General features: G+C 43.0%; 23 protein-coding genes. 17 read left to right on the top strand and 6 right to left on the bottom strand.

Annotation, left to right across the window (positions count from 1 at the left end):
- Positions 1–8: 8 nt before the first annotated feature.
- Positions 9–689, bottom strand: a complete 681-nt coding sequence (locus AV939_RS08935) for an alpha/beta hydrolase (protein WP_057793002.1) — start codon at positions 687–689, stop codon at positions 9–11.
- Positions 690–807: 118 nt separating this feature from the next.
- On the opposite strand from AV939_RS08935, the gene AV939_RS08930 reads away from it, so the two are divergent.
- The 4 genes from AV939_RS08930 (at position 808) to AV939_RS08915 (ending at position 6483) form a co-directional block, all read left to right on the top strand.
- Positions 808–1437 (top strand): trimeric intracellular cation channel family protein, encoded by a 630-nt coding sequence (locus tag AV939_RS08930; RefSeq protein WP_057793000.1) that lies wholly within the window; start codon positions 808–810, stop codon positions 1435–1437.
- Between the two features lie 249 nt (positions 1438–1686).
- Positions 1687–2778 carry a 3-deoxy-7-phosphoheptulonate synthase gene (locus AV939_RS08925; protein ID WP_061997582.1) on the top strand — a complete coding sequence of 364 codons (1092 nt, stop codon included), beginning with the start codon at positions 1687–1689 and terminating at the stop codon, positions 2776–2778.
- Positions 2779–2821: 43 nt separating this feature from the next.
- A complete protein-coding gene (tyrA, locus tag AV939_RS08920; protein ID WP_057792996.1) occupies positions 2822–3967 on the top strand; it encodes a bifunctional chorismate mutase/prephenate dehydrogenase in 1146 nt (381 codons plus the stop codon).
- A gap of 191 nt (positions 3968–4158) precedes the next feature.
- Positions 4159–6483, top strand: coding sequence for a methyl-accepting chemotaxis protein (locus tag AV939_RS08915; protein ID WP_057792994.1), 2325 nt, complete (start codon positions 4159–4161; stop codon positions 6481–6483).
- 94 nt (positions 6484–6577) lie between these two features.
- Here AV939_RS08915 and pheA read toward each other — a convergent pair whose 3' ends face one another.
- The 3 genes from pheA to yciH form a co-directional block, all read right to left on the bottom strand.
- Complete coding sequence (pheA, locus tag AV939_RS08910; protein ID WP_057792992.1) at positions 6578–7759, bottom strand: prephenate dehydratase; 1182 nt, start codon at positions 7757–7759, stop codon at positions 6578–6580.
- A 332-nt stretch (positions 7760–8091) separates the two neighbouring features.
- Entirely contained in the window at positions 8092–8892 is an 801-nt protein-coding gene (locus tag AV939_RS08905) for a response regulator (RefSeq protein WP_057792990.1), read from the bottom strand.
- Between the two features lie 43 nt (positions 8893–8935).
- Entirely contained in the window at positions 8936–9268 is a 333-nt protein-coding gene (yciH, locus tag AV939_RS08900; RefSeq protein WP_057792988.1) for a stress response translation initiation inhibitor YciH, read from the bottom strand.
- A 179-nt stretch (positions 9269–9447) separates the two neighbouring features.
- On the opposite strand from yciH, the gene AV939_RS08895 reads away from it, so the two are divergent.
- The 8 genes from AV939_RS08895 (at position 9448) to AV939_RS08860 (ending at position 18264) form a co-directional block, all read left to right on the top strand.
- Complete coding sequence (locus AV939_RS08895) at positions 9448–9753, top strand: STAS domain-containing protein (protein ID WP_057792986.1); 306 nt, start codon at positions 9448–9450, stop codon at positions 9751–9753.
- Between the two features lie 38 nt (positions 9754–9791).
- On the top strand, positions 9792–11444 hold the full coding sequence (locus AV939_RS08890; RefSeq protein WP_057792984.1) for an ATP-binding SpoIIE family protein phosphatase: 1653 nt from the start codon (positions 9792–9794) through the stop codon (positions 11442–11444).
- 99 nt (positions 11445–11543) lie between these two features.
- Entirely contained in the window at positions 11544–11984 is a 441-nt protein-coding gene (locus AV939_RS08885; protein WP_057792982.1) for a TerB family tellurite resistance protein, read from the top strand.
- 197 nt (positions 11985–12181) lie between these two features.
- Positions 12182–14266: an EAL domain-containing protein gene (locus tag AV939_RS08880; protein WP_057792980.1), complete on the top strand. Its 2085-nt coding sequence runs from the start codon at positions 12182–12184 to the stop codon at positions 14264–14266.
- A 286-nt stretch (positions 14267–14552) separates the two neighbouring features.
- The gene (locus AV939_RS08875) at positions 14553–14834 is read left to right on the top strand and encodes a calcium-binding protein (RefSeq protein WP_231518523.1); all 282 of its coding nucleotides are present in this window, start codon (positions 14553–14555) and stop codon (positions 14832–14834) included.
- Positions 14835–14937: 103 nt separating this feature from the next.
- Positions 14938–16335: a sensor histidine kinase gene (locus tag AV939_RS08870; protein WP_057792976.1), complete on the top strand. Its 1398-nt coding sequence runs from the start codon at positions 14938–14940 to the stop codon at positions 16333–16335.
- Position 16336: 1 nt separating this feature from the next.
- Complete coding sequence (locus AV939_RS08865) at positions 16337–16921, top strand: hypothetical protein (RefSeq protein WP_057792974.1); 585 nt, start codon at positions 16337–16339, stop codon at positions 16919–16921.
- Positions 16922–16923: 2 nt separating this feature from the next.
- Positions 16924–18264, top strand: coding sequence for a sigma 54-interacting transcriptional regulator (locus AV939_RS08860; protein WP_057792972.1), 1341 nt, complete (start codon positions 16924–16926; stop codon positions 18262–18264).
- A 120-nt stretch (positions 18265–18384) separates the two neighbouring features.
- Here the strand turns inward: AV939_RS08860 and AV939_RS08855 are convergent, their stop codons facing one another.
- Positions 18385–18873 (bottom strand): GAF domain-containing protein, encoded by a 489-nt coding sequence (locus AV939_RS08855; protein ID WP_057792970.1) that lies wholly within the window; start codon positions 18871–18873, stop codon positions 18385–18387.
- A 175-nt stretch (positions 18874–19048) separates the two neighbouring features.
- On the bottom strand, positions 19049–19972 hold the full coding sequence (locus AV939_RS08850; protein WP_063457190.1) for a DUF72 domain-containing protein: 924 nt from the start codon (positions 19970–19972) through the stop codon (positions 19049–19051).
- A 162-nt stretch (positions 19973–20134) separates the two neighbouring features.
- Here AV939_RS08850 and aspS point away from each other — a divergent pair, with 162 nt between their 5' ends.
- The 5 genes from aspS to ruvB all read left to right on the top strand — a co-directional run bounded on the left by aspS (position 20135) and on the right by ruvB (position 24698).
- Positions 20135–21895, top strand: a complete 1761-nt coding sequence (aspS, locus tag AV939_RS08845; RefSeq protein ID WP_057792968.1) for an aspartate--tRNA ligase — start codon at positions 20135–20137, stop codon at positions 21893–21895.
- 3 nt (positions 21896–21898) lie between these two features.
- On the top strand, positions 21899–22339 hold the full coding sequence (nudB, locus tag AV939_RS08840) for a dihydroneopterin triphosphate diphosphatase (protein ID WP_013784877.1): 441 nt from the start codon (positions 21899–21901) through the stop codon (positions 22337–22339).
- Positions 22339–22857, top strand: a complete 519-nt coding sequence (gene ruvC / locus AV939_RS08835; protein ID WP_013784876.1) for a crossover junction endodeoxyribonuclease RuvC — start codon at positions 22339–22341, stop codon at positions 22855–22857. The genes nudB and ruvC overlap by 1 nt, the downstream gene beginning before the upstream one ends.
- 129 nt (positions 22858–22986) lie before the next feature.
- The gene (gene ruvA, locus AV939_RS08830) at positions 22987–23607 is read left to right on the top strand and encodes a Holliday junction branch migration protein RuvA (RefSeq protein WP_057792966.1); all 621 of its coding nucleotides are present in this window, start codon (positions 22987–22989) and stop codon (positions 23605–23607) included.
- Between the two features lie 86 nt (positions 23608–23693).
- Positions 23694–24698 (top strand): Holliday junction branch migration DNA helicase RuvB, encoded by a 1005-nt coding sequence (gene ruvB / locus AV939_RS08825; RefSeq protein ID WP_057792964.1) that lies wholly within the window; start codon positions 23694–23696, stop codon positions 24696–24698.
- The last annotated feature ends 428 nt before the right edge of the window (positions 24699–25126 follow it).

Below are 25126 nucleotides of genomic sequence, written 5' to 3'. Positions count from 1 at the left end.
CCTAACCGTTATTCATTCTTGTTAATCTCAGGCTTGCTAACTGAATCGTTAATCCAGCGTTTTAGCGGTACAAGCCATTCATCGATTGGGCGATAAAACGCGCCATGTTCTTTACCGGTTGAAATGGCTATCTCTTTAAATTCTCTAAGCATAGGGCTGCGTGCTTCTAACAGGTTGCACGAGCCAACATCGTCAGAAGTTTCATAAATTGAAAGCACGCGGCCGTATAACTGAATATCGCGCTTTCGATTAATTAACCCTGCACAGCCCGCTAAAATCACAACATTGACCTTAGCGTTTTTTAACTCGTTTGCTGCCAATATAGTAATAGCGCCGCCGCGGGAAAAGCCGGTAAGGGTAATGTTTTCTGGGGGAACACCTAAAGTGATAAGTTGTTGAACTTCTCCGGCAAGGCGTTTCGCATAGTCGATTGGGCTTACGCCCTTTGGTCTGTGGTGTGCTATTAAAGTATAGCTATCGTCATCAAGTGCTTTTTGAATACTCGGGAAATCATATACACCCCACCGAGGGTGAATGGGTGTTGGGTCATCACCCTCTACAATGAAACCATGGGAATAGAAAACGTAGTGTTCGGCAGTGTTTATGTTATTGGGGAAAGCATAGTCGCGTTGCGCGGCGCAGGCGGTAACACCGGTAACAATTGATAATAAAATGAGTATAAATTTCATGTAAAAGATAGGTTTGCATGTTTGAAACAATAATACTGACACGAAATTTGTAAATTAACGATCTGTACTCGACTATTTTCAGAATAAAACCTATGACAAATACGCAAATGAGACAGGGATGACAGCGGATTACTTTCTATTTTTAGGTTTATTTGGTGTGGCGTTCTTTGCGGTATCGGGCGCACTAATGGGGCATGAAAAAAGTATCAATGGTTTTGGCGTGGTTGTAGTGGCAAGTGTGACTGCCTTAGGCGGGGGAACCATTAGAGACTTATTGCTTACCCAACCTATTTTTTGGGTGGAAACGCCTTCTTATTTATATTCTGCCTATGGCGCAGTCATACTCACCGTTTTATCCATCCGCTATTTACCGCCACTATCTAACTATTACTTTATTTTGATGGATGCAGCAGGGCTAGCCATCTTTAACATCATGGGCATGGAAAAAGCGCTGATAGAAGGCACTGGTATGATAGTGGCACTAACCATGGGCATGACCACAGGCATATTTGGCGGTCTACTAAGGGATGTCATTTGTCGAGAGGTTCCATTGGTTATGCGTGGCGACCTATATGCTACAGCGTGTCTTTCTGGAGGTTTGGCGTATGCCGCCTTGTTTACGTTAGATGCGCCCTATGCATGGTGTATTTTAGGTTCACTACTAACAACCGTGTTTATTCGTCTAGGTTCCCTACATTGGGGCTGGAAACCTAACATATTTAAGAAGGGCTACACGCCGAAAAGCTAATACTCACCTTTGGTTGAAAAGTGAACTAAACAGGTGTGAACTTGACCGATCGTCATATGAAAAGCGTTTTTCTTTAACTTAAAGCAAAGTATTATACGTTAATGCTTGCTTGCCTATTCGTTTGTTGTTAAAAAGTCAATGACGTTAAAGAAAATTAGAAAATGCCTGTTGTACATTTAAGTTTACACGCGAAAATATAACTCTTTTGACGTTTCATTTTTTCCGTTTTTTAGTAGTTAAGAGAGCCCCATGATCAAGGACACTGTAAATAATATCCACGTAAGTGCAGAAGATGTACTTATTACGCCAGAAGCATTAAGTGCTGAGTTGCCTGCCTCAGAAAAAGCACTTGCTGCCATTTCAGATTCTCGCAAAATTGTTTCTGATATCATTCACCGCCGTGACCATCGTTTGTTGGTAGTATGTGGGCCATGTTCTATTCACGATGTGGAAGCAGCTAAAGAATACGCGCTTAAGTTAAAAGAACTGCATGAATCATGCAAAGATACTTTATTCATAGTGATGCGTGTTTACTTTGAAAAGCCACGCACCACAACGGGTTGGAAAGGATTAATTAACGATCCTCATATTAACGACACATTCGATATTGAAGCTGGCCTGCGTAAAGCCCGTGAATTATTGATTTGGTTGGCCGAACTCGAACTTCCGGTAGCGACTGAAGCGCTAGATCCAATTAGTCCTCAGTACTTAGCAGAGTTATTCAGCTGGTCTGCAATTGGTGCTCGTACTTCTGAATCACAAACTCACCGTGAAATGGCCAGTGGTCTTTCAATGCCTGTAGGTTTTAAAAATGGTACTGATGGCAGCTTAGATATAGCCCTAAATGCGCTTAAGTCAGCAGCATCAGGTCATCGCTTCATGGGTATTAATAAGCAAGGTCAAGTAAGTGTTATCGCGACAAGTGGTAACCCAGATGGCCATATTATTTTACGTGGCGGCAAACAACCTAACTACGATTCGGTGTGTGTATCTGAGTGTGAAGTTGAAATGCAAGAAGCAGGGCTAACAGCAGGCTTAGTGGTCGATTGTAGCCATGCTAACTCCTCAAAAGATTACCGTCGTCAGCCATTGGTTGCACAAAATGTAGTAAATCAAATACTAGAAGGTAATCAGTCTATTATTGGCGTGATGTTAGAAAGCCACTTAAAAGCCGGTAACCAAAAGTCTGATGGCAAAAAACTAAGCGAAATGGAATACGGTGTGTCTATAACCGACGGTTGTATTGACTGGGAAACAACAGAATCGCTTATTGCCCAAACCAGAGATAAATTAATAACTGTGCTACCATTACGTCAAAATAAGCGCACCGATGTTGCCTAACGGGTAAGGTAGCCAGTGCCATTTGATTTGAGGGACATACTAAATGGCCGATTTTTCGCAGCAATTAGATACGCTGCGTGAAGGAATAGACGAGCTGGATACCCAGCTCGTTGAACTTCTCGCTAAACGTAATGCACTCACTACAAAAGTGGGTCAGGTAAAAGCCGAAGCTGGCATGCCTGTATATGTACCTTCCAGAGAAAAAGAACTCATTGCTTCACGACGAGCGCAGGCCGAAGCCGTAGGCGTTTCTCCTGATCTTACAGAAGATTTACTTCGTCGCATCATGCGCGAGTCATATCATACGCAAAATAATCGATACCTAGGGGTTAATGCTGACGCTGGTACCATTGTGGTAATTGGTGGAGCAGGTGCACTGGGTAAAATATTCGTAAGCTTGTTCGAGCGAAGCGGTTACTCTGTTTCTGTAGTAGAGAGAGAAGACTGGGAAAGTGGCCACGCAGCGGCCGTGCTTTCAACCGCGGCATTAGCTGTGGTAGCGGTGCCTATTAACCTTACTGAACAGGTGATAGGTCAGCTCTCTATGTTACCCGAAAGCTGTATTCTCGCTGATATCACGAGTATTAAGGTTAAGCCGATTGAAGCCATGATGGCAGTGCACAAGGGGCCCGTCGTTGGCTTGCACCCTATGTTTGGTCCTGATGCACCAGGTATGATCAAGCAAGTTGTGGTGGTGTGTGAGGGGCGTAATGAGAGCGCTTATGGCTGGCTTATTGATCAAATGCGAATTTGGGGGGCAACTATTCACAACAGTACCGCCGAAGAGCACGATAAATCTATGGCTTATATTCAGGTAATGCGCCACTTCAACACCTTCGTGTATGGTGAGCATTTGCGTGGAGAAGATCCAGATCTTGAATCCCTCACCATGTTTAGCTCGCCTATCTATCGGTTAGAGTTAGCTATGGTTGGGCGATTGTTCGCACAAGCCCCCGAGTTGTATGCCGATATTATTTTCAATAACCCCGAAAACTTTGCCTTGCTCCGACGTTTCTATGACCGTTTCGGTCTAGCCTTAAACGTGTTGGAAAAGGGTGATAAAAAAGCGTTCATTAAACAGTTTCTCACCATAGGGAACTGGTTTGGCAGCTATGCAAAAACATGCCTAGTCGATAGTAAACAACTGTTATTGAAAGCTGACGATGGCAAATTACTAAGAAAGCCTTGATTCGCGAAAACGTTTAAAAGTAGTTGATTAGAAGGTGGAGTCATTTTTAAAAGGGATATTTTGATTTAAGCGAGAACGTTACTGGTAAGCAAAAATCTAGACTATAGTTGAGAGGATGAATTGATATTTTTCTTCTATGTTTAGTCTTTAAATTTGTCGCGACACCTCCCAAAACGTTAACGGATTAGTCAATGTCTCTAAAATTCCGCCTTCTTTTATCGACAACTATGCTTACTATAGGGGTCATAATAATACTTGCGTTTGCTACTTATTGGACAGCAAACAACCTTTCGAAAAGCGCATTAGAACAAGCCGCAGAAGATAAGTTAGTGTTGCAGAATGTGCAGACTAAAGAAGCGTTTATAGATTACGTTGATTTCGTGAGCAAGCAGATAAGCAATTTTTCTGAATCATCGATTATCACCCAATCCACACCAAGATTTAAACAGGCTTTCAATCAATATAATGCGGAATTAGATGCTTATAGTAGTGGGCAAAGTGAGAAGTTAAGCAATTATTACTCTGTTGCTTTCGCAGATTTATATGAACAACGTAATAACCAGCCTTTACTCAACGTAGAAAATTTATATCAAAGTTTACCCTTAGTTACGAAGAAGCTACAGTACGACTTTATTGCAGGCTCAACCTATAACATTGGTGAAAAAGACACCTTAGTTAGTTTGAATAACGGTACGACATACGCTGACATTCATGAGCAGTACCATGAAGAAATTCGCAGTTTTTTACAAACCTTCAACTATTACGATATTTTTATTGTCGATCCAGATTCTGGCAATATCGTGTACAGCGTGTTTAAAGAGCTCGACTTTGCTACAAGCCTCAAGTCAGGGCCTTACGCTGATACGGGTATTGGCGAAGCGTTCAGCTTGGCTATGCAAAGTCCTGCCTCCGATGAAGTCGTCATTAGTGAGTTAACCAGTTATTTGCCTTCTTATAACGCAATGGCGGGTTTCTTTGGCTCCCAAATTGTAGATACTAACGGCAATCTATTAGGCATACTCATTTTTCAAATTCCGTTGGATGTTGTTAGCAATATTCTTACCCATGACTCTGATTGGAAGGCGAGAGGATTTGGCGATTCAGGGGAAACTTATCTGGTTTCACCTGAATCTCTTTTAGTGACAGAAAGCCGTTTTTTTGTTGAAGACCCAGAGGGGTATAGTGATGCTATCAAACAACGCTACCCGTCTGTAGCGACCAATGCTCAAAGGGCAGGGACAAGTGTTGGCATTCAAAAAGTTGAGTCCCCCTCAGTGAAAAAGGCATTTGAATCTAAAACTGGCTTTACCACTGTTGAAGACTATCGTGGTGTTGAAGTGTATTCCTATTATAGCCCTATAAAATTAGGTAGTTATACCTACGCACTGTTAGCTGAAATTGATGTGGAAGAAGCCCTCTTACCGTTAACCAAGCTCCAACGCACCCTACTACTTACGGTTTTAGGCATAGCGTGTGTGTTAATTGTCGTTTCAATAGCCGTTGCCCTTCGACTTGCAAATGTGTTGGTTTCTCCCCTTACGAAATTAAAATCTGCATGTGATGATTTAGCTAATGGTTCTGGTGACCTGACTATTAGACTAGAAGCATCGCCAATTGCTGAAATTAACGATGTTATCTCTCCTTTCAATGCGTTCATTGACCAGATACATGCATTGGTGAAACAGTTTAAGGCTGATGCGAGAGTACTCACACAAACCACGGTGGAATTTACTGAGACGGTTAGTGAAAGTCTGACTGCTGTCCATTCCCAAAGAGAGCAAAGTAGTAGTGTTGCATCCTCTGTAGAGGAGCTTTCGGTATCGGTTTCAGACGTTGCTAGAACTACAGTGGGTACACGCGACCAAGGTGAGATGGCCATGAGTGGGCTTAAAGAAAATATAGAACGTGCTGATTTAGCCTCTAACAATGTTCAGCTAATGGTAGATTTGCTTTCACGCTCTAGTGAAGTTATTAACGCACTCAATACTGAAGTTGGCAGCATCAATGACTTATTAGGCGATATTACTTCTATAGCCGATCAAACTAACTTACTTGCTCTAAATGCTGCGATAGAGGCGGCGAGAGCTGGCGAAGCTGGGCGGGGCTTTTCCGTAGTGGCCGACGAGGTGAGAGCGCTAGCTACTCGCTCGCAATCAAGTACTGACAAAATCGGCGGCATTGTAAACAGTATGATTAAGTCGTCTGAACTCTCAGTGCTTGAAATGGAAAAAGCTAAAACAACGGCGGATGGTGGAATACATTTGTTTGATTTACTTGCCACTGCAATGAAGGAGCTTATGCAGGTGATTGAACAAGTGCAAGGCATGGCAGATACGGTAGCCGCAGCAACACAAGAGCAAGCGACCGTGACCGAAAGTGTGAATCAAAATATTCTCGAAATTTCTACTATGTCTGAGAAGATAGAGCACGAAGTCGATTTTATTTCAAAAAGGACGCAATTCTTGTCTGAAGTTGCTCAGGCAATGCAGTCTCAAGTCGATAGATATAAAGTGTAGCGATAACGAGTACAGGATAGAGAAAAAAGAGGCACGCACCATCAAACAAAAAAGTCATGAGGTGCGTGGTGTTAAGTTGAATACGAGTGCCGCGTTACTCCGCTAATGCACTTGCTGCCGCTACTTTTGTAGGGCTGATTTCTTCGCTAGGATAGCAGCCCAATATTTTAATATAGCGAGTGATGTTTCGAAGGGCTTCAATGGCATTTTGCACAGGTCCGTCTTCCACATTGCCTTTCACATCAATGTAAAACATTTCTTCCCAAGGGTTACCAGGAATAGGACGAGACTCTAACTTCGTCATATTAATATTGTTTTCACTTAGCACCAAAAGCGCTTCAACTAACGCGCCAGGCTTTTGAACCGTAGACATTACCAATGTAGTCTTAGCCGGAACTTGAAGTGGTACCACTACCGCTTTACGTGCAACCACAATGAAACGGCTATGGTTTTCTTTTTGGTTGGCCAAGTTACTCTTTATTGCAGTAAGGCCATAAAGGTTTCCACCAGCCTCACTGCCAATAGCTGCAATATCATCTCGCTGTAACTCACTCACGGTCAACATAGCCGATGACGTGCTGTCCATGGTTTTCACTTCAATGTTGCCAAGCTCAGCTAGGAAGTGGCTGCATTGTGTGAATACTTGTGGATGCGCGTACACGGTTTTTATTTTATCTACCGTCGTGTCAGCACCAACAAGCAAGGTATGACGAATAGGGTGAGTAAGTTCGCCAATAATGCTTAAGTGAGTATGTTGAAGTTGGTCATACACTTCATTAATACTGCCTGACGTTGTATTTTCAATAGGCAGCACAGCGTAGTCGGCTTCTGCGTTCTCTACTTTCTGAATAATTTCGCTAAAGCTCTGACAACCTATTTCAAGCAGTTCACCTGGGCGTCTAGAAAAGTACTTCTGGGTAGCAAGGTACGAATAAGAGCCCTTATCGCCCAAGAAAGCCACACGATTAAGAGGAAGCGTACTACCTGGATTGGCACGTTCAGCAAGCATTGCTTGTTGGTTTAACACTGAATCTTCAATGATGACGTGAAATATCTGGGTAACGTAGTGAGGGTCAAGACCTGCGTCCTTACCTTCTTTAATTAGGCGAACAAGCAGTTGCTCTTCACGTTTCTGATCCCGAACTGGAATATGGTGCTTAATTTTAGTTTCAGCGACTTCATTGGTAAGCACACGGCGCTCGGCCAACAAGGTTAGAAGTTCGCTATCTAAAGATGTTATGCGCTCTCTTACAGCATCTAAGGCGTTATCAGACATAGTTTTCCACTTATCGTATTAGCTAAAAAAAAACCTCCCTTGAGGGAGGTTTTTATGCATGTAGCTGCGCCTCCCTATTTAAAGAGCATAAACGCAAAAAAGATAGCTACTGCATGTATATTATTCTGTTTCATACGCCTGACTTTATGCGTACAGCCTTTCAGTGTCAACCTGTTTTTACATTGCTTCTAATATTTATAGGGGGGAGGGCTTGATAGATGTTGGTAGAAGGGGTAGGCGAATTGTGAGTTCAGCCTAAAGCAGCAAGTCACTGACATAGTATGAGCTTACTGCTTTAGGCAATATGGGGTGTTTCTTAATAACTTGCTGCCTTAGTTACCTAATAAGGCTGCAAGCATTTGTCGAACTTCTGTAGGTTCGAATGGCTTGTCACATAACGCGTTCACGCCGGTCTGTTGAATATTGGCCATATGAGCGCTGTCGGCTGCTTCAGACGTTACCATGATGATAGGAATATGCGTAGTTTCTGGGTTGAAACGGATAAACTCAGACAGCTCTCGGCCATCCATTTCAGGCATGTTGTAATCGGTAACCACTAAATCAAAGGCTTCATCTTTTATAAAGGTAAGTGCCATCGCGCCATTTTCAGCTTCTTTAATTCGCTGTAGTCCCATACCCTCAAGTACACGACGAATGTGATTACGCGCTAATTTACTGTCGTCAACAAGCAGTACCCTCACATCGTGTATATCGAATAGCTCGAGTTCAAGTTCGTCGTGATTAATTAAATCAAGGCTAGCATTAAGCGCGCGAGACAAATGAAGAGGCTCGAAAGGCTTAGGAAGAATGGCTGAAACACCGGCTTGTTTAAATTCTTCCAACTTGCTTATTCTGTTCTCACTTGAGACCAACATGAATGGAATAGATTTAAAAGCGTCACTTTCTTTAATGAACTTGATCAAATCTAATGCTGTGCCGTCTTCGAAATACATCGCGCTAACAATAAGGTCTGCACCGTGCGCTTTAACCGCCGAAATAGCTTCAGAAAGGGTACTAACAGGATCAATTTCCTTTACCTTTTCTTTCAACAATAGAGTAGTAATAATCTTCCTCTGCGTATCAGAGGGTTCAACTAATATGATATGTAAATCAGAAATTGACAGCTTTTCCATTCCGTTCTCTTTTTGGTATTTTCAAGGAAAGTAAGGGGGTAAATTAACCCCCAGCAATTTTAGCGCTAAAGCCCTTATCCTGCAGCAAAGCTTTTAACTTCTCGCGGTCATCCGTTTGAACTTCAATTTGTCCATCTTTAACCGCGCCACCGCAGCCACACTTCTTTTTTAATTCAGTGCCAAGTTTTTTTAACGCATCGGGAGCTAAATCAAGCCCTTTAATTATAGACACGCCTTTCCCTTTGCGGCCTTTTGTTTCTCTATGTATGCGAACAATACCATCGTCGGAAGTGGAACGCTTTGCTTCTTTAGGCGAAGGTTTAACTTTACCTGTATCGGTACTGTATACCAGCAGTGCATCTTGCCAATCTTGCATTTTATCCTCTGAGCATCTTTCTTGTACGTTAAACGAGCCTTATTTAGGCTTGTCTACAATTGTAGCATGGCAGGCTGAAATATCTGCGCTAGACTAAATTTAGTAATGCCTAATTATACGCTGCGTTTGTCACTAGAAAATAAAGCAACCAGTGTAGTCAACGCAGAAGGAGTCATTAAATGAATGTATCAACGGATAAAGTTAATGAACAACAGACTTTAATTATAGAGATGGGGGAAAAGTTTGATTTTAGCAAAGTGGAAGCCTTTCGCTCAGCCTATCAAGATTTAGACTCTGACGTGAAACACATCACCGTAGACTTGGCTAAAACAGAATACATGGACAGTTCAGCGTTAGGTATGTTGCTAAATATGCAGAAAGTTTTATCACAACGGCCGCTGACATTTAGTATTGAGAATAGCCGACCACCCGTAGAGCGAATACTAAAAATATCGCGCTTTGACAAAAAATTTATTATTCGTTGAGACGCACTAGCAAGCAAGCCACAGGGCGCTATATTTAAATGAAAATTCTTATCGTTGATGATGAGCCAATTAACCGCACTATGTTAGTTAGCATGTTAAGCGAAGCTGGGTTCACCGATTGCGTTGAGGCTTCGAGTGGCAACGATGCGTTAGCGATAGTAGAGCATGCGATACCCGATTTAGTGCTACTAGATGTGGTAATGCCGGGTATGAGCGGTTTCGAGGTTGCACCGAAAATTAGAACTTTAGCCGGCGGCCGATACTTACCAATTTTATTTATCACAGCATTGGATGACAAAGAAAGCTTAGTGAAGTGTTTAGAAGTTGGGGGTAATGACTTTGCCACCAAACCTTTCGACAAACATATTCTTACCGCCAAAATTCGCGCGCATGAAAAAATTCGCAACCTAAGTGCCCATATAGAACAGCAAAATGAAGAGCTTAGGTTTTATCAGCAACGCGTAGCAAGAGAGCATGCCATTGTTGAGCATATTTTCAGCCATGCCATTGTTAATAAAAGCCACGTTCTTAAATATTTTGATCACGCATTAACGCCAGCAGAAACATTTAATGGTGACGTATTTGTATGTGAAGCCAGCCCTAGTGGTGGTTTATATTTTTTAGTAGGAGATTTTACCGGGCATGGACTGGCATCAGCCATAGGTGCACTACCGGTAACGCGCGCATTTCAAGAAATGTCTTTAAAAGGGTTATCGATAAATGAAATGGCGACAGAGTTTAATAAAATACTTCTGCGATTTTTACCTAGCGATATGTTTATGGCTGCGGTTATCGGTGAAGTTGGCTCTGATGGTTCTCGTATTACCCTTTGGCAAGGTGGCATGCCACAGATGTTGGTGGTGTCAGACAAGCGGAAATTTGTTAAAGCTATTTCTTCCCCCCATATGGCGTTAGGTATCCTCGAGCAACATGAATTTGACAGTGAGTGCGAAATTTTTGAGATGTTGGGGAATGACAAATTAATTGTCTATTCCGATGGGTTAACAGAAGCGGTTGATGCAGAGGGAAATATGTTAACCGAAGAGGGTATAAAACAATGGTGTGCTGATGCCACTGATATCACTGCCGAAGGAATTTTTAATCACGCTAAAGCATTTTCGGCTACACCTAGTTTTGAAGACGATGTGTCAGTAGTTATTTTCAAAAGTCAGTCGTTAGAAGGGGTTCAGCCTTATCGAGCTACCGACGACATTCCGTTAAATATCACCATCACCTTAAGTGCCAAACATTTAAAGCAACCCGACATTCAAACCCGTATGCTCCATCAAACGTCTCAATGTAGCGGCATTGAACATGTTCGCTCGGTGCTCTTTACCGTGGTTTCCGAAATGTTCAGCAACGCCTTAGAACACGGTATTTTGAACATGGACTCACGTCTAAAGCATTCGCCAGAAGGCTTCCAATTATATTATGAGCAGCGAGAAAGGCTACTGAGTGCCTTAGATGAAGGGACGATTATTATTAATATCGAGTCCGATCCAGCGAAAGAAACCGTCTTTCTTTCTATAGAAGACAGCGGAAACGGTTTTGAGTGGGCGCAGAAAGCCAGCCCTGAAAGTAATGACACATTCGGAAGAGGATTAGGCCTCATTAGAGCGTTAAGTAGTAAAGTGTGGTTTGAAAAAGGCGGAAGAAAAATAAACTGTTTGCTCAATACAGCCGTTGAATAACTACCACTAAACTAAAAATGCCAACGATTTGCCGTATATTTCCACTTTGAAGCGGTGGATGTGTTATGCCATAGATTCGTTGTTTATTTGGAGCGCCTAATGCTTAAATCTTTGTTACAGCTTTTCGAAACGAAAGAATCAGAAGTGCAGCAGAAACATACAGTCGAACTTGCCACCGCTGCGTTGTTAAGTGAAATAATGAGGGCTGACGATAATGTCACAGACAGTGAGCTTAACGCTTATAAAACGCACTTGTATAAGCAGTTTGCGCTTTCTGATGATGAACTAAAATTACTCATGGAAGAAGGCCGTACATCAGCAGAAGATGCCGTCGATTTAGTACAATTTACCAAGATAATTAATCAAACCTGTGAAGAAGAACAAAAGCGGGACATTCTTGAGGGCTTATGGGCTATTGCCTATGCAGATAATCAACTTGCCCCTATTGAAGAGCATACAATTCGGCGCATATCAGATTTATTGCATGTGCCGCATTCCCATTTTATTAAAGCCAAACTGCGTGTTTCGCCAGAAAACTAAAGCAATACTTAACACTCACTCGCGCTATTGATATCGAAAAAAACTACTTGTTACACAGGTAATTAGTAAAAAATAATGCTATAAATAAATCATGCATTTCCATGGTCTCAGGCACATTTGAGATTATGATGACTACATAAGATTTATTTAAAACATGATTACAATCTATTACGCGGGTGGTGTTAGAGGAAGTGGGTGTGTTTAAGTCTATAAAGGCCCCAATTAGTATTGTCGTTACCTTGTCTATGTCTGTAATGGCTGCCGCGGTGTTGTGGTTTGCAGTAATAGAACATAAAGCGCTATATCTCAATTTGGCACATTCTCATACGGTTTCTCTTGCTAATGGCGTGGTAAAAAATGTAGCGCCAGCGATGTTGTTAAATGCCCAAAATGCTTCCTCTCTCTCAAGTGTTTTGATCCTATTAAAGGAGCATGAGCATGTTATTTCAGCAAGAATCTATGACAGTAACTTTACCCTTTTATTAGAAGAAGAAGGCCCATCTGCTAATCGATTGAATGAGCCCTTTTTCAATGCGCTTGACCCATTTGTTTTAACTGAAGGGGTATCCTTTGAAAATGACGTCATTACTGCACGACGAGTAATAGGCTCATCGCAAAAGCCAGATGGTTTCTTGGTACTGTTCGTGGATGCTAAAGCACCGCTCTCGGGAAGTGTTAAAGGCTTACTACTGAATGTAGTGCCTATTATCTTTGTGCTGTGGGTAATAAGCATTATTGGCACATTGTTTTTCATTAGTCGTGTATTTCGCCCCTTAAGTGAGTTAAGTTTTTTCACCAAACAAGTCACAGACACAAAAGATTACGCCTTGCGACAAAACCTTACTTCAAGAGATGAAATTGGGGAGTTAGGAGAAAACATCAACCTTTTATTAGAAATGATAGAGGTTGAACTACTTATCAATCATGAACAAAATCAGACCTTGGTCGACCAACAAGAAACCATGATTCGCTTGGCTAACTATGACAGCCTAACTGGGTTACCCAATAGGCAATTTGTGCTTGATAACTTGCGGTTAGAGCTAGCCCGAGCGCGAAGAAATGATGATGATCTTGCTCTTTTGTTTTTCGACTTAGATGGGTTTAAAGGCATTAATGATTCACTCGGTCATGAGACCGGCGACCTGATATTGATAGAAGTGGCAGATAGGGTGAGCGCTCTGTTACGAGAAGGGGACTTGGTAGCCCGATTAGGGGGCGATGAATTTTTAGTGTTACCCGATCGGGAAACGCGAGATACCAGCCTTGAGAATATGGCCGGTCGATTAATTGATGCCTTCACCAGTCCTTTTGAATTGCGTGGGCTGTCACTGTCTGTTGGCGTTAGTGTTGGCGTCGCGCGAGCCGTAGACGCCGACTATGATTTAAGCGAGCTTATGAGCAATGCAGACCTTGCTATGTACCGCTCTAAAGCCAGAGGACGTGGAAGCTTTACCATATTTACACCTGATATGGTGGAGTCACACAAGCGTAAATTCCATTTAGCTAATGCCATAGAGCAAGGTTTAAAGAACGATGAGTTTATGGTGTATTACCAAGTTAAAGTCGATCACGAAGGGAAGGTTATCGGCTTAGAGGGACTGCTTAGGTGGCAACACCCCGAATATGGTTTGGTCATGCCGAATGAATTTATTCCTATCGCGGAACAAGGCGGTAAAATATCAGCCATTACACGTTGGGTAATTGAAAAAGTCTGTATTGACCTACCCAAATTAAGGGAGTGGCTTCCCCATCGTTTTCGTGTGTCAGTGAATCTATCAGGTCACGACCTTCGTGATAGCAACCTGTTTGACAATATCTATGAGATTTTCACGCGCCACAATGTAAATCCAGAATACGTAGAATTCGAGGTAACCGAGTCTGCTTACTTAGAGAATTTTGCGTCATCAAATAAATTCTTTAAACGCATGAGCAACATGGGATGCGCAATTGCCCTAGATGATTTTGGTACGGGCTACTCTTCACTAAGCTATTTAACACAAATAAGTATCGATACCTTAAAAATTGATAAGCAGTTTGTACATGAGCTAGAAACGTCAGAAAGGAGCCGCTTAGTGACCGGCGCTATTATCGATTTGGCCAAACGCCTTTCACTTAGCGTATGTGCCGAAGGTATAGAGAATGAAACCCAGTGGCATTATTTGATAGAACACGGTTGTGATTATATTCAAGGATTTATGTTTAGCAAACCCATTCCCATGGATGAGCTTATTCTGTCACCAAAACAGTTTATCATTGGTAAAACTAATAGTAGTAAAGGATAGGTAGCATAGCTTATGCACTGGGCTATTTGTTGCGCAGTTATAACAGGCTTTATCAACAAACTATTTTAAAGCGTTATTAGTCTATTAGACACAATTACAGGACTTCGTGTAACTGTGTCTGTTTCTAGATACAATGTACAGGGGGAGAGTCGATTTATTTATTGTAAGCACATGATATTTAAGTTTATTGTATTTTTGGCTCAATTTTAGCTTATCCAATCAGAGTTAACAGAGTTATCGAAGTTAGTTTAAGGGATTTATAAACAAGCAGTAATGCGGAGGATTCATGATGAAACGACTAGAGAAGGTTTTTCTGATTTTACTTACCATCGCGGCGATACAAGCTATTTCGGTAGTTGAAGCGCACGCGTCACCTGCAAAAACGTTAATGCAGCAGTTAGATACCAATAAAGACGGTTTGATATCACTGAAAGAAGCGGTTCGTCACACCGAACTATTGCGTAATTTTGGGTTAATTGACGACAATGAAGATGGCAAATTAACCGAAGCCGAATTAGCAAAAAGTAAACTGACACCAGGAAATGCAAAATCTGCGGTCAGTGAATAGCTGTCGTTAGCGAACAATATATATAATAGTCTAGCAGATGCGCCTGCCGGTACTTGTTTGAAGGAATACCACTCTGATTGAGAAATTTTCATTTGGTGAACGGCTGGTTCAGCTAGGCTCATTACGTCAACTAACGCTAGGTAGCTTCGTGCTGGCGTTGATCCCATTGATTGCGCTGTTGTGGCAAAGTCAAAGTGACTTAGCCAAAGTGGGGCAAATGACCACATTGGAAACCCGATACGTGGTTGATGTTGTGGGCGATATGCAGCGCTTAGATGGTGCTGTTGTTGACTTAGAGCGAAGTATTCGCCAATACGCGGTTATTCGAACCGAGAAAGTTGCCACCTTATCCGATAATGCACTCGATCAGTTCGCGGTGGCCGCTGATAATCTTTGCCAAGCCTTATCTGTTCAGGAAACCTGCGAAAGGTTGTCAGAACAATTGGGCGACCTGTCTGATTACCGCTTGATTGAAGACCAACTCCTACTTAATGCGTACCTTGCTAACGTAGCACGAAGTGTTTCACAACTTCGAGATGACGTGGAACTTGCGATTTCCGAGCGGGTCAAAGTGCAGCAAGATGACTTAAACGCGATGCAAGCAAAGCAAGCGTGGTCTACGGCGATGTTGGTAAGTGTTTCCTTGTTGCTTATCCTTTTGGGAAGCCAACTAATTGTTAATCCAGTCAATAAATTAAAGCAGATAATTCGTATAGTGGCTCATCAGCAAGGTGATCTTCCCCCTTTGTCTCGCCAAGCACCGCGAGAGTTAATAGATGTGGAGAAAGATCTGCATTGGCTGTACGATCGCCTTGGTCAATTAGAGCATATTCGCACAGCCTTATTGCGCCATGCTGCTCACGAGTTGAAAACACCGTTAGCCAGTATTAAAGAAGGATGTAGTTTATTGTCGGAAAATGTTGTGGGCGATTTAAATGACCCTCAACGTGAAGTATTGTCGCTACTTAGCGCAAGTACGCAAAGACTAAACACACTAATCGAAAAATTACTCGATTATAACTTGTTGTTACAGCAAGCTCAGCCCGACATTGTTAATACTGATGCGAAGAAGTTGGTTGATGCATGTTTAGGTGATTACGCCCTAGCGTTACAAGAACGCGAAGTGACAGTGTCGGTTGATTGTAAGCATATTTGGGCTGACGAAGAGTTATTCAGGCGAATACTCGACAATTTGGTGTCTAACGCAGTAGCGCATGGTGCTGTTGGTCGACCCATTAATGTACATATATATTTAGATAATAACTTTGCTATATTGGACGTTGCAAATCGAGGCAAGCGGATTGCCAAAGAGTCGGTTGCAACACTGTTTGAACCTTTCACCCGTGGCGCAGAGCCGAGAAATGATAATGTTATAGGCACAGGGCTAGGCTTATCGATTGTTGCGGATTGCGCGCGACTGATGCATGGCGACGTACAAGTTGTCGATGTTGATTATGCTGATGTGTGCTTTAGGGTGACGATTCCTCAACAGGAAAAATAAAATGAGAATAAGTTGTATGATACTGGCCCTGACGATGATGTCGGGTTGCAGTGTGTTGTCTAAGCAGCCAATCGAACAGAAAATTGAAGTTTTACCACCCCAGATGATTGAAGTGGCTGTAGACGACGATATTTGCCTGTTCATTTCAGAACCTGAAAATTTTGATTACAATTGCGACATGGCTTACTGGTTGGAAGTTTGGCTTGAAGCTGATGCCACGCCTTGGATTGAACGCAAAGCGCAGTTAGCAGCGCTTGGTCAATCAAAAAAAGACAAAATTCACGCTTACCTTTTATCCTTATCCAGCGATACCCCGTATCAAGATAGGCTACGTGCCCAACTTTCAATAGATGACTTAATGCCTGAATTTACCGACGCCGCTGCGTTGGTCATTGAAGTTGTGGTAAGTAACCCAAACAAACAATTAATGGAACTTGAGTCTGCGTTGAGTGTATTAAGTAAAGAAAATACTCTTCGAGGTCAAGAATTACAAAAGCTGTATGCCGAGCTTAAGGCTCAGCAGAAAAAACTAGAAGAACTACTCCAAATTGAAGCAACACTTATGGATAAAAACAGGAACAACTAACAATGAATGAAAGTAGCAAGAACAAACCCCATTTATTGTTGGTTGATGATGATAAAAGTTTACTTCGCCTCTTAACTATTCGCTTAGAAGGTGAGGGTTATCAAGTTACTGCGGTTGAAGATGGCAATGCTGCGTTAAGAAAGCTTCAAAATGATGCTTTTGACGTAGTACTCAGTGATTTGCGTATGCCTGGACTTGACGGGTTAAGTTTATTTGAAGAAATCATGGGCATTCGAAAAGATATTCCCGTAATTTTGATGACCGCTCACGGCACAATCTCGGACGCGGTGGCGGCCACTCAGCGTGGTGTTTTTGGTTTCCTACCGAAGCCAGTCGACCATGATGAGCTGCGTACTTTGTTACAAAAAGCATTAAGTCAGTCACAAGCGGCTCAGCCCGGTGAATGGGCGAAAAGTATTGTTACCCGCTCTCAAGATATGCTTAACGTCCTTGATCAAGCATACAGAATTGCGCAACGAGAAGTCAGTGTACTAATTAGCGGCGCAAGTGGCACAGGTAAAGAACTATTAGCTAACGCGATGCATCAGGCAAGTGACCGACGCGATAAGCCTTTTGTCGCTATTAACTGTGGCGCACTACCCGAAAACTTACTTGAGTCAGAATTGTTCGGACATGCTAAAGGAGCTTTCACCGGTGCAGTAGCCGCTCATCCAGGTTTGTTTCGTGAAGCCGATGGCGGTACGTTATTCTTAGATGAAATTGGCGATATGCCAATGACATTACAAGTTAAATTATTACGAGCATTACAAGAACGCCAAATCAGGCCTGTAGGCAGTAGTAAGCATGTTGATATTGATGTTCGTATCATCTCGGCTACTCACAAAGACTTACTCAAAGAAATGGAAGAGGGCACTTTCAGGGAAGACTTATACTACCGCCTAAATGTAGTGAACTTAAAGCTTCCATCGTTGAAAGCGCGAAGTGAAGATATTCCATTGCTTGCTCGTTCACTGTTGCAACAAAGTGCTCAGCGCCATGGTGTTAACGTTAGTCAGTTTTCAGATGATGCAATGCAGTTGTTAGTGAAGTCATCTTGGCCAGGAAATGTGCGTCAATTGGTAAACGTGGTAGAGCAATGTGTTGCTTTAACACAAACACCAGTAGTGCCACTGCACCTTGTAGAGCAAGCGCTGTCAGCCACTAAGCAAAGTTGGCCAACGTTAACCGAAGCCAGAGATGCTTTTGAACAACAGTATTTGAACAAGCTTTTGAAAATGACAGATGGCAACGTAACACGTGCGGCGGAACTCGCCGGACGTAATCGTACCGATATGCACAAGTTAATGAAAAAGCATGATTTAGATGCGGGAGATTTTCGTTAGTAAGAGCAGCACTGAAAGCGTCTTTAAAGCTTATTAGGTAAAAGCTGCCACCGAATGTGGCAGCTTTTTTTATTTAGATTAGAAGAGCGGGTTTTACCAGCCTTGTCAGCGATTGCTAACTTACCATTTATTCTCATTGATAATGGTTTCTGCTTTCTTAGCCATTTCTTGCAACACGCGAATTTCTTCAGCAGAGAATTTTCTTGGTTCATCATGAATGACACATAAGGTGCCAAGCTCGTACCCATCATTTGAACGAAGAATAGCGCCTGCATAAGCCCGGATATGAGGTTCGCCTTTCACCAATGGCCCGCCAGCAAAACGGCTGTCCTTTGTGGCGTCGGTAACAATTAAATATTCTTCTTCCGCTATCGCGTAAGTGCAAAAAGAAATATTGCGTGGTGTTTCTGACACATCTAAACATTGGCGAGATTTAAACCATTGTCTGTCTTCAGCAATTAAACTCACCAAGCAGATTTTGCATTTGAAATATTCTTGGGTTGCTTTGGTAACGGCATCTAACTGTGCGTCGGGTTTGGTGTCTAGAATGTTTAAATTTTCTAGGGCTTTTAATCGCAATGTTTCGCGATCAAGCTTTGGTGATTCCATTAATTATTTCACTTAAATATAGAGTTACTATTGAGATTGTCTCAATAGTCGTCAGTTTATAGGAAGGAAAGAATAAGCACTAGTTAATATTCTTGACGTATGGTCAGGCTTTCGTTCTTTTGGCTAGGCGTAACAGCAACATTTTATGCGAAATTTATTCGCATACGAATGTACGTTAAAACAAGCTATCTTGGCTAGGCTGTTCTTTAATTGCCAGATTAGGAATTGTCGCATCACTGTACTTACTATTGTATAAGTCAATAAACTGCTGCGCCAACCAGGGAGCATCTTTGTTATCAGGTCGATGACAAAAGAAATACGGGCTTTTCCCCTCAAGTCGCCATTGATGAATCTTATTCACCCAAGGCGTTAAGCACGCAATATTATCTTCATCATTATCATTTCCTACAAAACGAACCACAGGGTTGTTTGCGGTGGCAATCACATTCACGGGCACTCTAGGTTTTTTGTTCCGCACCTCACGTAAAAGCGCACTGTCGCTAGAGTTTGTATCAGCACCGGTAAATAACGCGCGGGTGTCCATAATAATACGGTTGGCGTTGTACTCTATTAATAACTGATTTAACTGTTTTTCTTCATCGCCTTTGCCGAAGAATGCTAAATGCCTGACTTCAACCGCAACGGTAATATGGCGAGGTATAAGATGCAAAAACGCCGCCAATCGTTCTAGCTTTTCAGGGCCAAAGCTTGCAGGTAGTTGAAGCAGCATCACGCCTAATTTATGCTCAAGCGGCGCAAGTATTTGTAATTGCTCATTCACTTCATCTTCGCAATGCAGTAATTGATGAACATGGGTAATTTGTTGGTTGAATTTAAAGGTAAATGAAAAATCGCTACCTACTGATTGTTCCCAGCGTGATACGGCATCAGAATGGGGAAGAGAATAAAAGGTCGTATTCCCCTCAACCGTATTGCACTCCTTGGCGTAATGAATCAGTTGATTGTCACTTTTTGGGTAATTAGCAAACCAGGTTTTGGGCCAATGACTATGCTGCCACTGCGGCAAGCCAATAAATACCTTGGGTAGCGCCGAAGAAGTTGATAATTTAGTTACTGCAGGATTGTTTGTATTTGTCATTGGGCTTTACTGCGCATTTGTTTATACTATGCGACCTTAATTTAACACATAGTGCATGATGGCAAGGGGCGCGAGCGCCACATTGTAGAGTAATGGCAAGCAGGTTCAAGAGTTTGCCTACCATCGTGTAACGCAAGATAAGAATATCAGGGGTCAACGACCATGCGCACAGATTACTGTGGGAACATCGATTCATCATACATTGGGCAAGAAATCACCCTGTGTGGTTGGGTAAACAAACGCCGTGACTTAGGTGGCGTAATCTTCATCGACTTACGAGACCGCGAAGGTATCGTTCAAGTGGTATTCGACCCTGATTTACCAGAGGTATTAAGCGTAGCGAATAAACTTCGCGGTGAATTCTGCGTGAAGCTTACCGGTAAAGTGCGTGCTCGCCCTGAAGGCCAAATCAACAAAGATATGCGTACCGGCGAAATTGAGATTTTAGGCACAGGTCTAGAAATCATCAATCGCTCTGATGCGCTACCACTTGATTGGAACCAAGAGAACTCTGAAGAGCAGCGTTTACGCTACCGTTACCTTGATTTACGTCGCCCTGTTATGAGCCAGCGCTTACAGTTTCGCGCTAAAGTAACCGGTGCAGTACGTCGTTTCTTAGAAGGCGAAGGCTTTCTAGACATTGAAACTCCTATTTTGACCAAAGCGACACCTGAAGGTGCTCGTGATTACTTAGTACCTAGCCGTACCCATAAAGGTGAATTCTTTGCACTGCCGCAATCGCCTCAATTGTTTAAGCAATTGCTGATGATGTCTGGCATGGACAGATACTATCAAATCGTTAAATGCTTCCGTGACGAAGATTTACGTGCCGATCGCCAACCAGAATTTACCCAAATCGATATCGAAACTACGTTTTTAGATGCCGATGGTGTTATGGCCATTACTGAAAGCATGATCCGCGACTTATTCAACACCATGTTGAATGTAGATTTGGGCGATTTCCCGCGTATGACTTACGCCGAAGCAATGAAACGTTTTGGTAGCGACAAGCCCGATTTACGCAACCCGCTAGAGCTTACCGATATTGCTGACTTACTGGAAACCGTTGAGTTTAAAGTATTCAGTGGCCCTGCTAACGATCCTAAAGGTCGTGTTGCGGCTATTCGTGTACCAGGCGGTGCGAGCATGTCTCGTAAGCAAATTGACGAGTACACTAAGTTCGTAGGCATTTACGGCGCGAAAGGCTTAGCGTGGATGAAAGTAAACGAAATGGCACCAGGCCAAGAAGGTTTACAATCACCTATTCTTAAGTTCCTAAGTGAAGATATTACCGACGGTATTTTGCAGCGCACTGGCGCTCAAGCTGGCGACATCTTGTTATTTGGTGCCGACACTAACACGGTAGTTACCGAAGCCATGGGCGCACTTCGCCTTAAACTAGGTGAAGACTTTGAGTTATTAGAAGGCGAGTGGAAGCCGTTGTGGGTTGTCGACTTCCCAATGTTCGAAGAGTTCGATGGACAGCTGCATGCTATACACCATCCGTTTACTGCGCCTCGTGGCTTAACTGCAGAAGAGCTTAAAGCCAACCCTGTCGGCGCATTGTCTGATGCCTACGACATGGTATTAAACGGTTGCGAGCTTGGTGGTGGTTCAGTACGTATTCACAATGAAGAAATGCAATCTGCCGTATTTGACATTTTGGGTATAGATGAAGAAGAAGCGAAGAACAAGTTTGGCTTCTTACTTGAAGCCTTACGCTTTGGTGCACCGCCTCACGCAGGTCTTGCGTTTGGTTTAGACCGCTTAGTGATGCTAATGACTGGTGCGACGTCAATTCGCGATGTCATGGCATTCCCTAAAACCACCACAGCGGCATGCCCATTAACGTCTGCGCCAAGCCCTGCGAATCCAAAGCAGTTGGAAGAGTTGGCGATTGCAACGGTAAAAAAGCCGTCGTAAACGATGGCTTATAAAAAGCCCGAGTCAGTCCTTGTGGTGCTGTACGATCAGCACCACAAGGTACTTTTGCTACAACGCAATGACGACCCTGAATTTTGGCAGTCGGTCACCGGCGCAATGGAAGACGGTGAATTACCCATTGAAACCGCGTACCGAGAAGTGGCGGAAGAAACAGGGATTGACGCCAAACAGTTGTCTATTGAAATGTTTAATCACAATAGACAAAACCAATACGAAATTCGCAGCCGTTGGCTGCATCGATATCCCCCCGGAACACGGTTTAACACCGAACACGTTTTTTCTCTTCAAGTAGACAGTACCTTGCCGTTGGTGCTTACTGAACATTTGCAGTATGAGTGGGTAGATAAAGCACAAGCATTAGCGCGACTTTGGTCGCCTTCAAACAAAGAGGCGGTATCAATGTTTGTACCAAACGTACCTTAATGGTTATACTGGGTATAGATCCAGGTTCTAGGGTTACAGGCTACGGCGTTATTGAGCGTAAGCAGGGTAAACTTGTGTATGTGGCGAGTGGTTGTATTCGCGTAGGAACGGCAGATTTGCCGTCGAGACTTGCTAATATCTATACCGGTATTAGCGATATTATTCGTCAGTACAACCCTGCGCAATTTGCTATTGAGCAAGTGTTTATGGCAAAAAACCCTGATTCTGCATTAAAGTTAGGGCAAGCCCGCGGCGCCGCTATTGTGGCAGCCACTCAAGGTGAATTGCCAGTAGCAGAATACTCGGCTAGGCAGATAAAACAGGCTGTCGTAGGCAAGGGTAGTGCAGATAAAACGCAAGTGCAGCACATGGTGAAGCATTTATTGAGTTTAAGCGGTACACCGCAAGCTGATGCTGCTGACGCTCTAGCTGTGGCGCTATGTCATGCTCATACCGAGCAAAGCCTAATAAATATGGCAGGGCAAGCACGTAAAACAGTGCGAGGCCGTTTACGCTAATTGCTTTGCTCGCCTATAAAAAGCATGCGTTTTTGTAATCACTTTTTGTAAACACTGTTTGTAAACAATAGAACCTTCCTATTCGTTTTATTTCCCTACATTGGGAAAATACCATGTAAGAGAGCAGTCATGATTGGACGTATTCGCGGTATATTGGCCGAAAAGCAGCCCCCAGAAATTTTGGTAGATGCAAACGGGGTAGGCTATGAAATTCATATGCCTATGACCAGTTTCTATCAACTACCAGCTGTGGGTGAAGAAGTCGTTGTTTATACCCATTTCGTAGTGCGAGAAGACGCGCAATTACTGTTCGGCTTTGCTGATAAAATGGAGCGAGGCTTGTTCCGAGAACTAATAAAAGCCAATGGGGTTGGTCCTAAACTAGGCCTAACTATATTATCGGGCATGTCAGCAGGTCAGTTTTTGTCTGCGGTTCAAAATGCGGACGTTTCTGCATTAGTGAGCTTGCCGGGCATTGGCAAGAAAACCGCAGAAAGGTTAGTCGTTGAGTTAAAAGACAGATTAGCGAAGTTCGGCAAAGTACAAAGTATTGCTATTCCACCGCCAAGTGGCGACTTACTTAATAACAATACCCTGGTGGAAGTAAACGACACACGAGAAGATGCCCAGAGTGCGCTGGTGGCACTAGGTTATAAGCCAGCTCAGGCAAGCAAACTTATCGATAGCGTGTATAAAGAAGGCATGGAAAGCGAGTCGCTTATTCGTGAAGCCCTAAAAGCCGCTATTTGAATCTTATTTATTGCAGGTCAAAATAAGCCAAAGTATGCCAAAAACGATAGACCTACGTTGCCGATTTACCTTAAAGCAGAGCCCTGATGATAGAAGCTGATAGACTGATTACGCCCGATGCGAGTACCGAAGATGAAGTTATCGACCGTGCTATTCGCCCCAAAATGCTTGATGATTATACAGGCCAGCCCCACGTGTGTGAGCAGATGGAAATCTTCATTCAGGCTGCTAGAAAGCGTGACGATGCCCTCGATCATTTACTTATATTTGGTCCGCCTGGCTTGGGTAAAACTACCCTAGCAAATATCGTGGCGAACGAGATGGATGTAAGTATAAAAACCACCTCGGGGCCGGTACTTGAAAAAGCCGGAGACCTAGCCGCACTGCTTACTAACCTTGAGCGCAACGATGTTCTTTTTATTGATGAAATTCATCGCTTAAGCCCTGTTGTAGAAGAAATTCTGTATCCGGCCATGGAAGACTATCAATTAGATATCATGATAGGCGAAGGGCCAGCCGCTCGTTCTATTAAGCTAGACTTGCCACCTTTCACCTTAGTCGGGGCTACAACCCGTGCAGGTTCGCTTACATCGCCATTGCGAGACCGTTTTGGCATAGTTCAACGCCTAGAGTTTTATTCGGTTAAAGATCTCACTACCATTGTTGCTCGCAGTGCGAGTTACTTGAATTTAGATATGAGCCCAGAAGGGGCACAAGAAATTGCACGTCGCTCTAGAGGTACACCGCGTATTGCCAACAGGCTATTAAGAAGAGTTCGAGATTACGCTGAAATTAAATCTGATGGTACGGTTGGCGTTGAAACCGCTGCAAAGGCATTGGATATGCTAGATGTAGATAAAGAAGGCTTCGATTATATGGATCGGAAATTGCTTTGTGCCATCATAGAGAAATTTGATGGTGGTCCAGTAGGGCTAGACAACTTAGCAGCAGCAATTGGTGAAGAGAAAGAAACCATTGAAGATGTGATTGAACCCTTTCTTATTCAGCAAGGTTTCTTACAGCGCACTCCGCGTGGACGTATCGTCTCGCAACGTGCCTATCTTCATTTTGGCTTTACCCCTTCAGTTTAGAAACTAAGTGTTTTTTTGCATGAGCAAGCCTATGTACGCTCATGCTTAGTTTCTTTTATTTACTACTTTCCTTCACTTTTCTTCAGGCAAAAAAAAGCCCGCTCAATGAACGGGCCAAAACAACAAGTGTTAAAGGAAATAAATCCAGGGAACTCATGTCTAACAGGAGAAAAACTCTTGCATAACCGTGTGATACACCATTACGCTCTGTAGGACTGATGCTGCGTATTATAGGCTTAGTTTAAATTCTTACAATTGAGTAAAATTGTTTTTTAGCCTTAGAAAAACTAATGTGTTGCGAGGGTGTTAATGGTTTATTATTTTATCATTAAACACAGCTAAACACTCTACGTAGCTGATGTTGAGAGGGGTGGTTACGGTAAGTTGAGTTAATGATATGCTGCCAGTTATCTCAACGATAGATTAAT

Origin of the sequence: Alteromonas sp. Mac1 (assembly GCF_001562125.1) — a bacterium.
In the GTDB taxonomy this organism is placed as follows: Bacteria; Pseudomonadota; Gammaproteobacteria; order Enterobacterales; family Alteromonadaceae; genus Alteromonas; species Alteromonas stellipolaris.
This window is presented reverse-complemented; position numbering and strand designations above follow the sequence as displayed.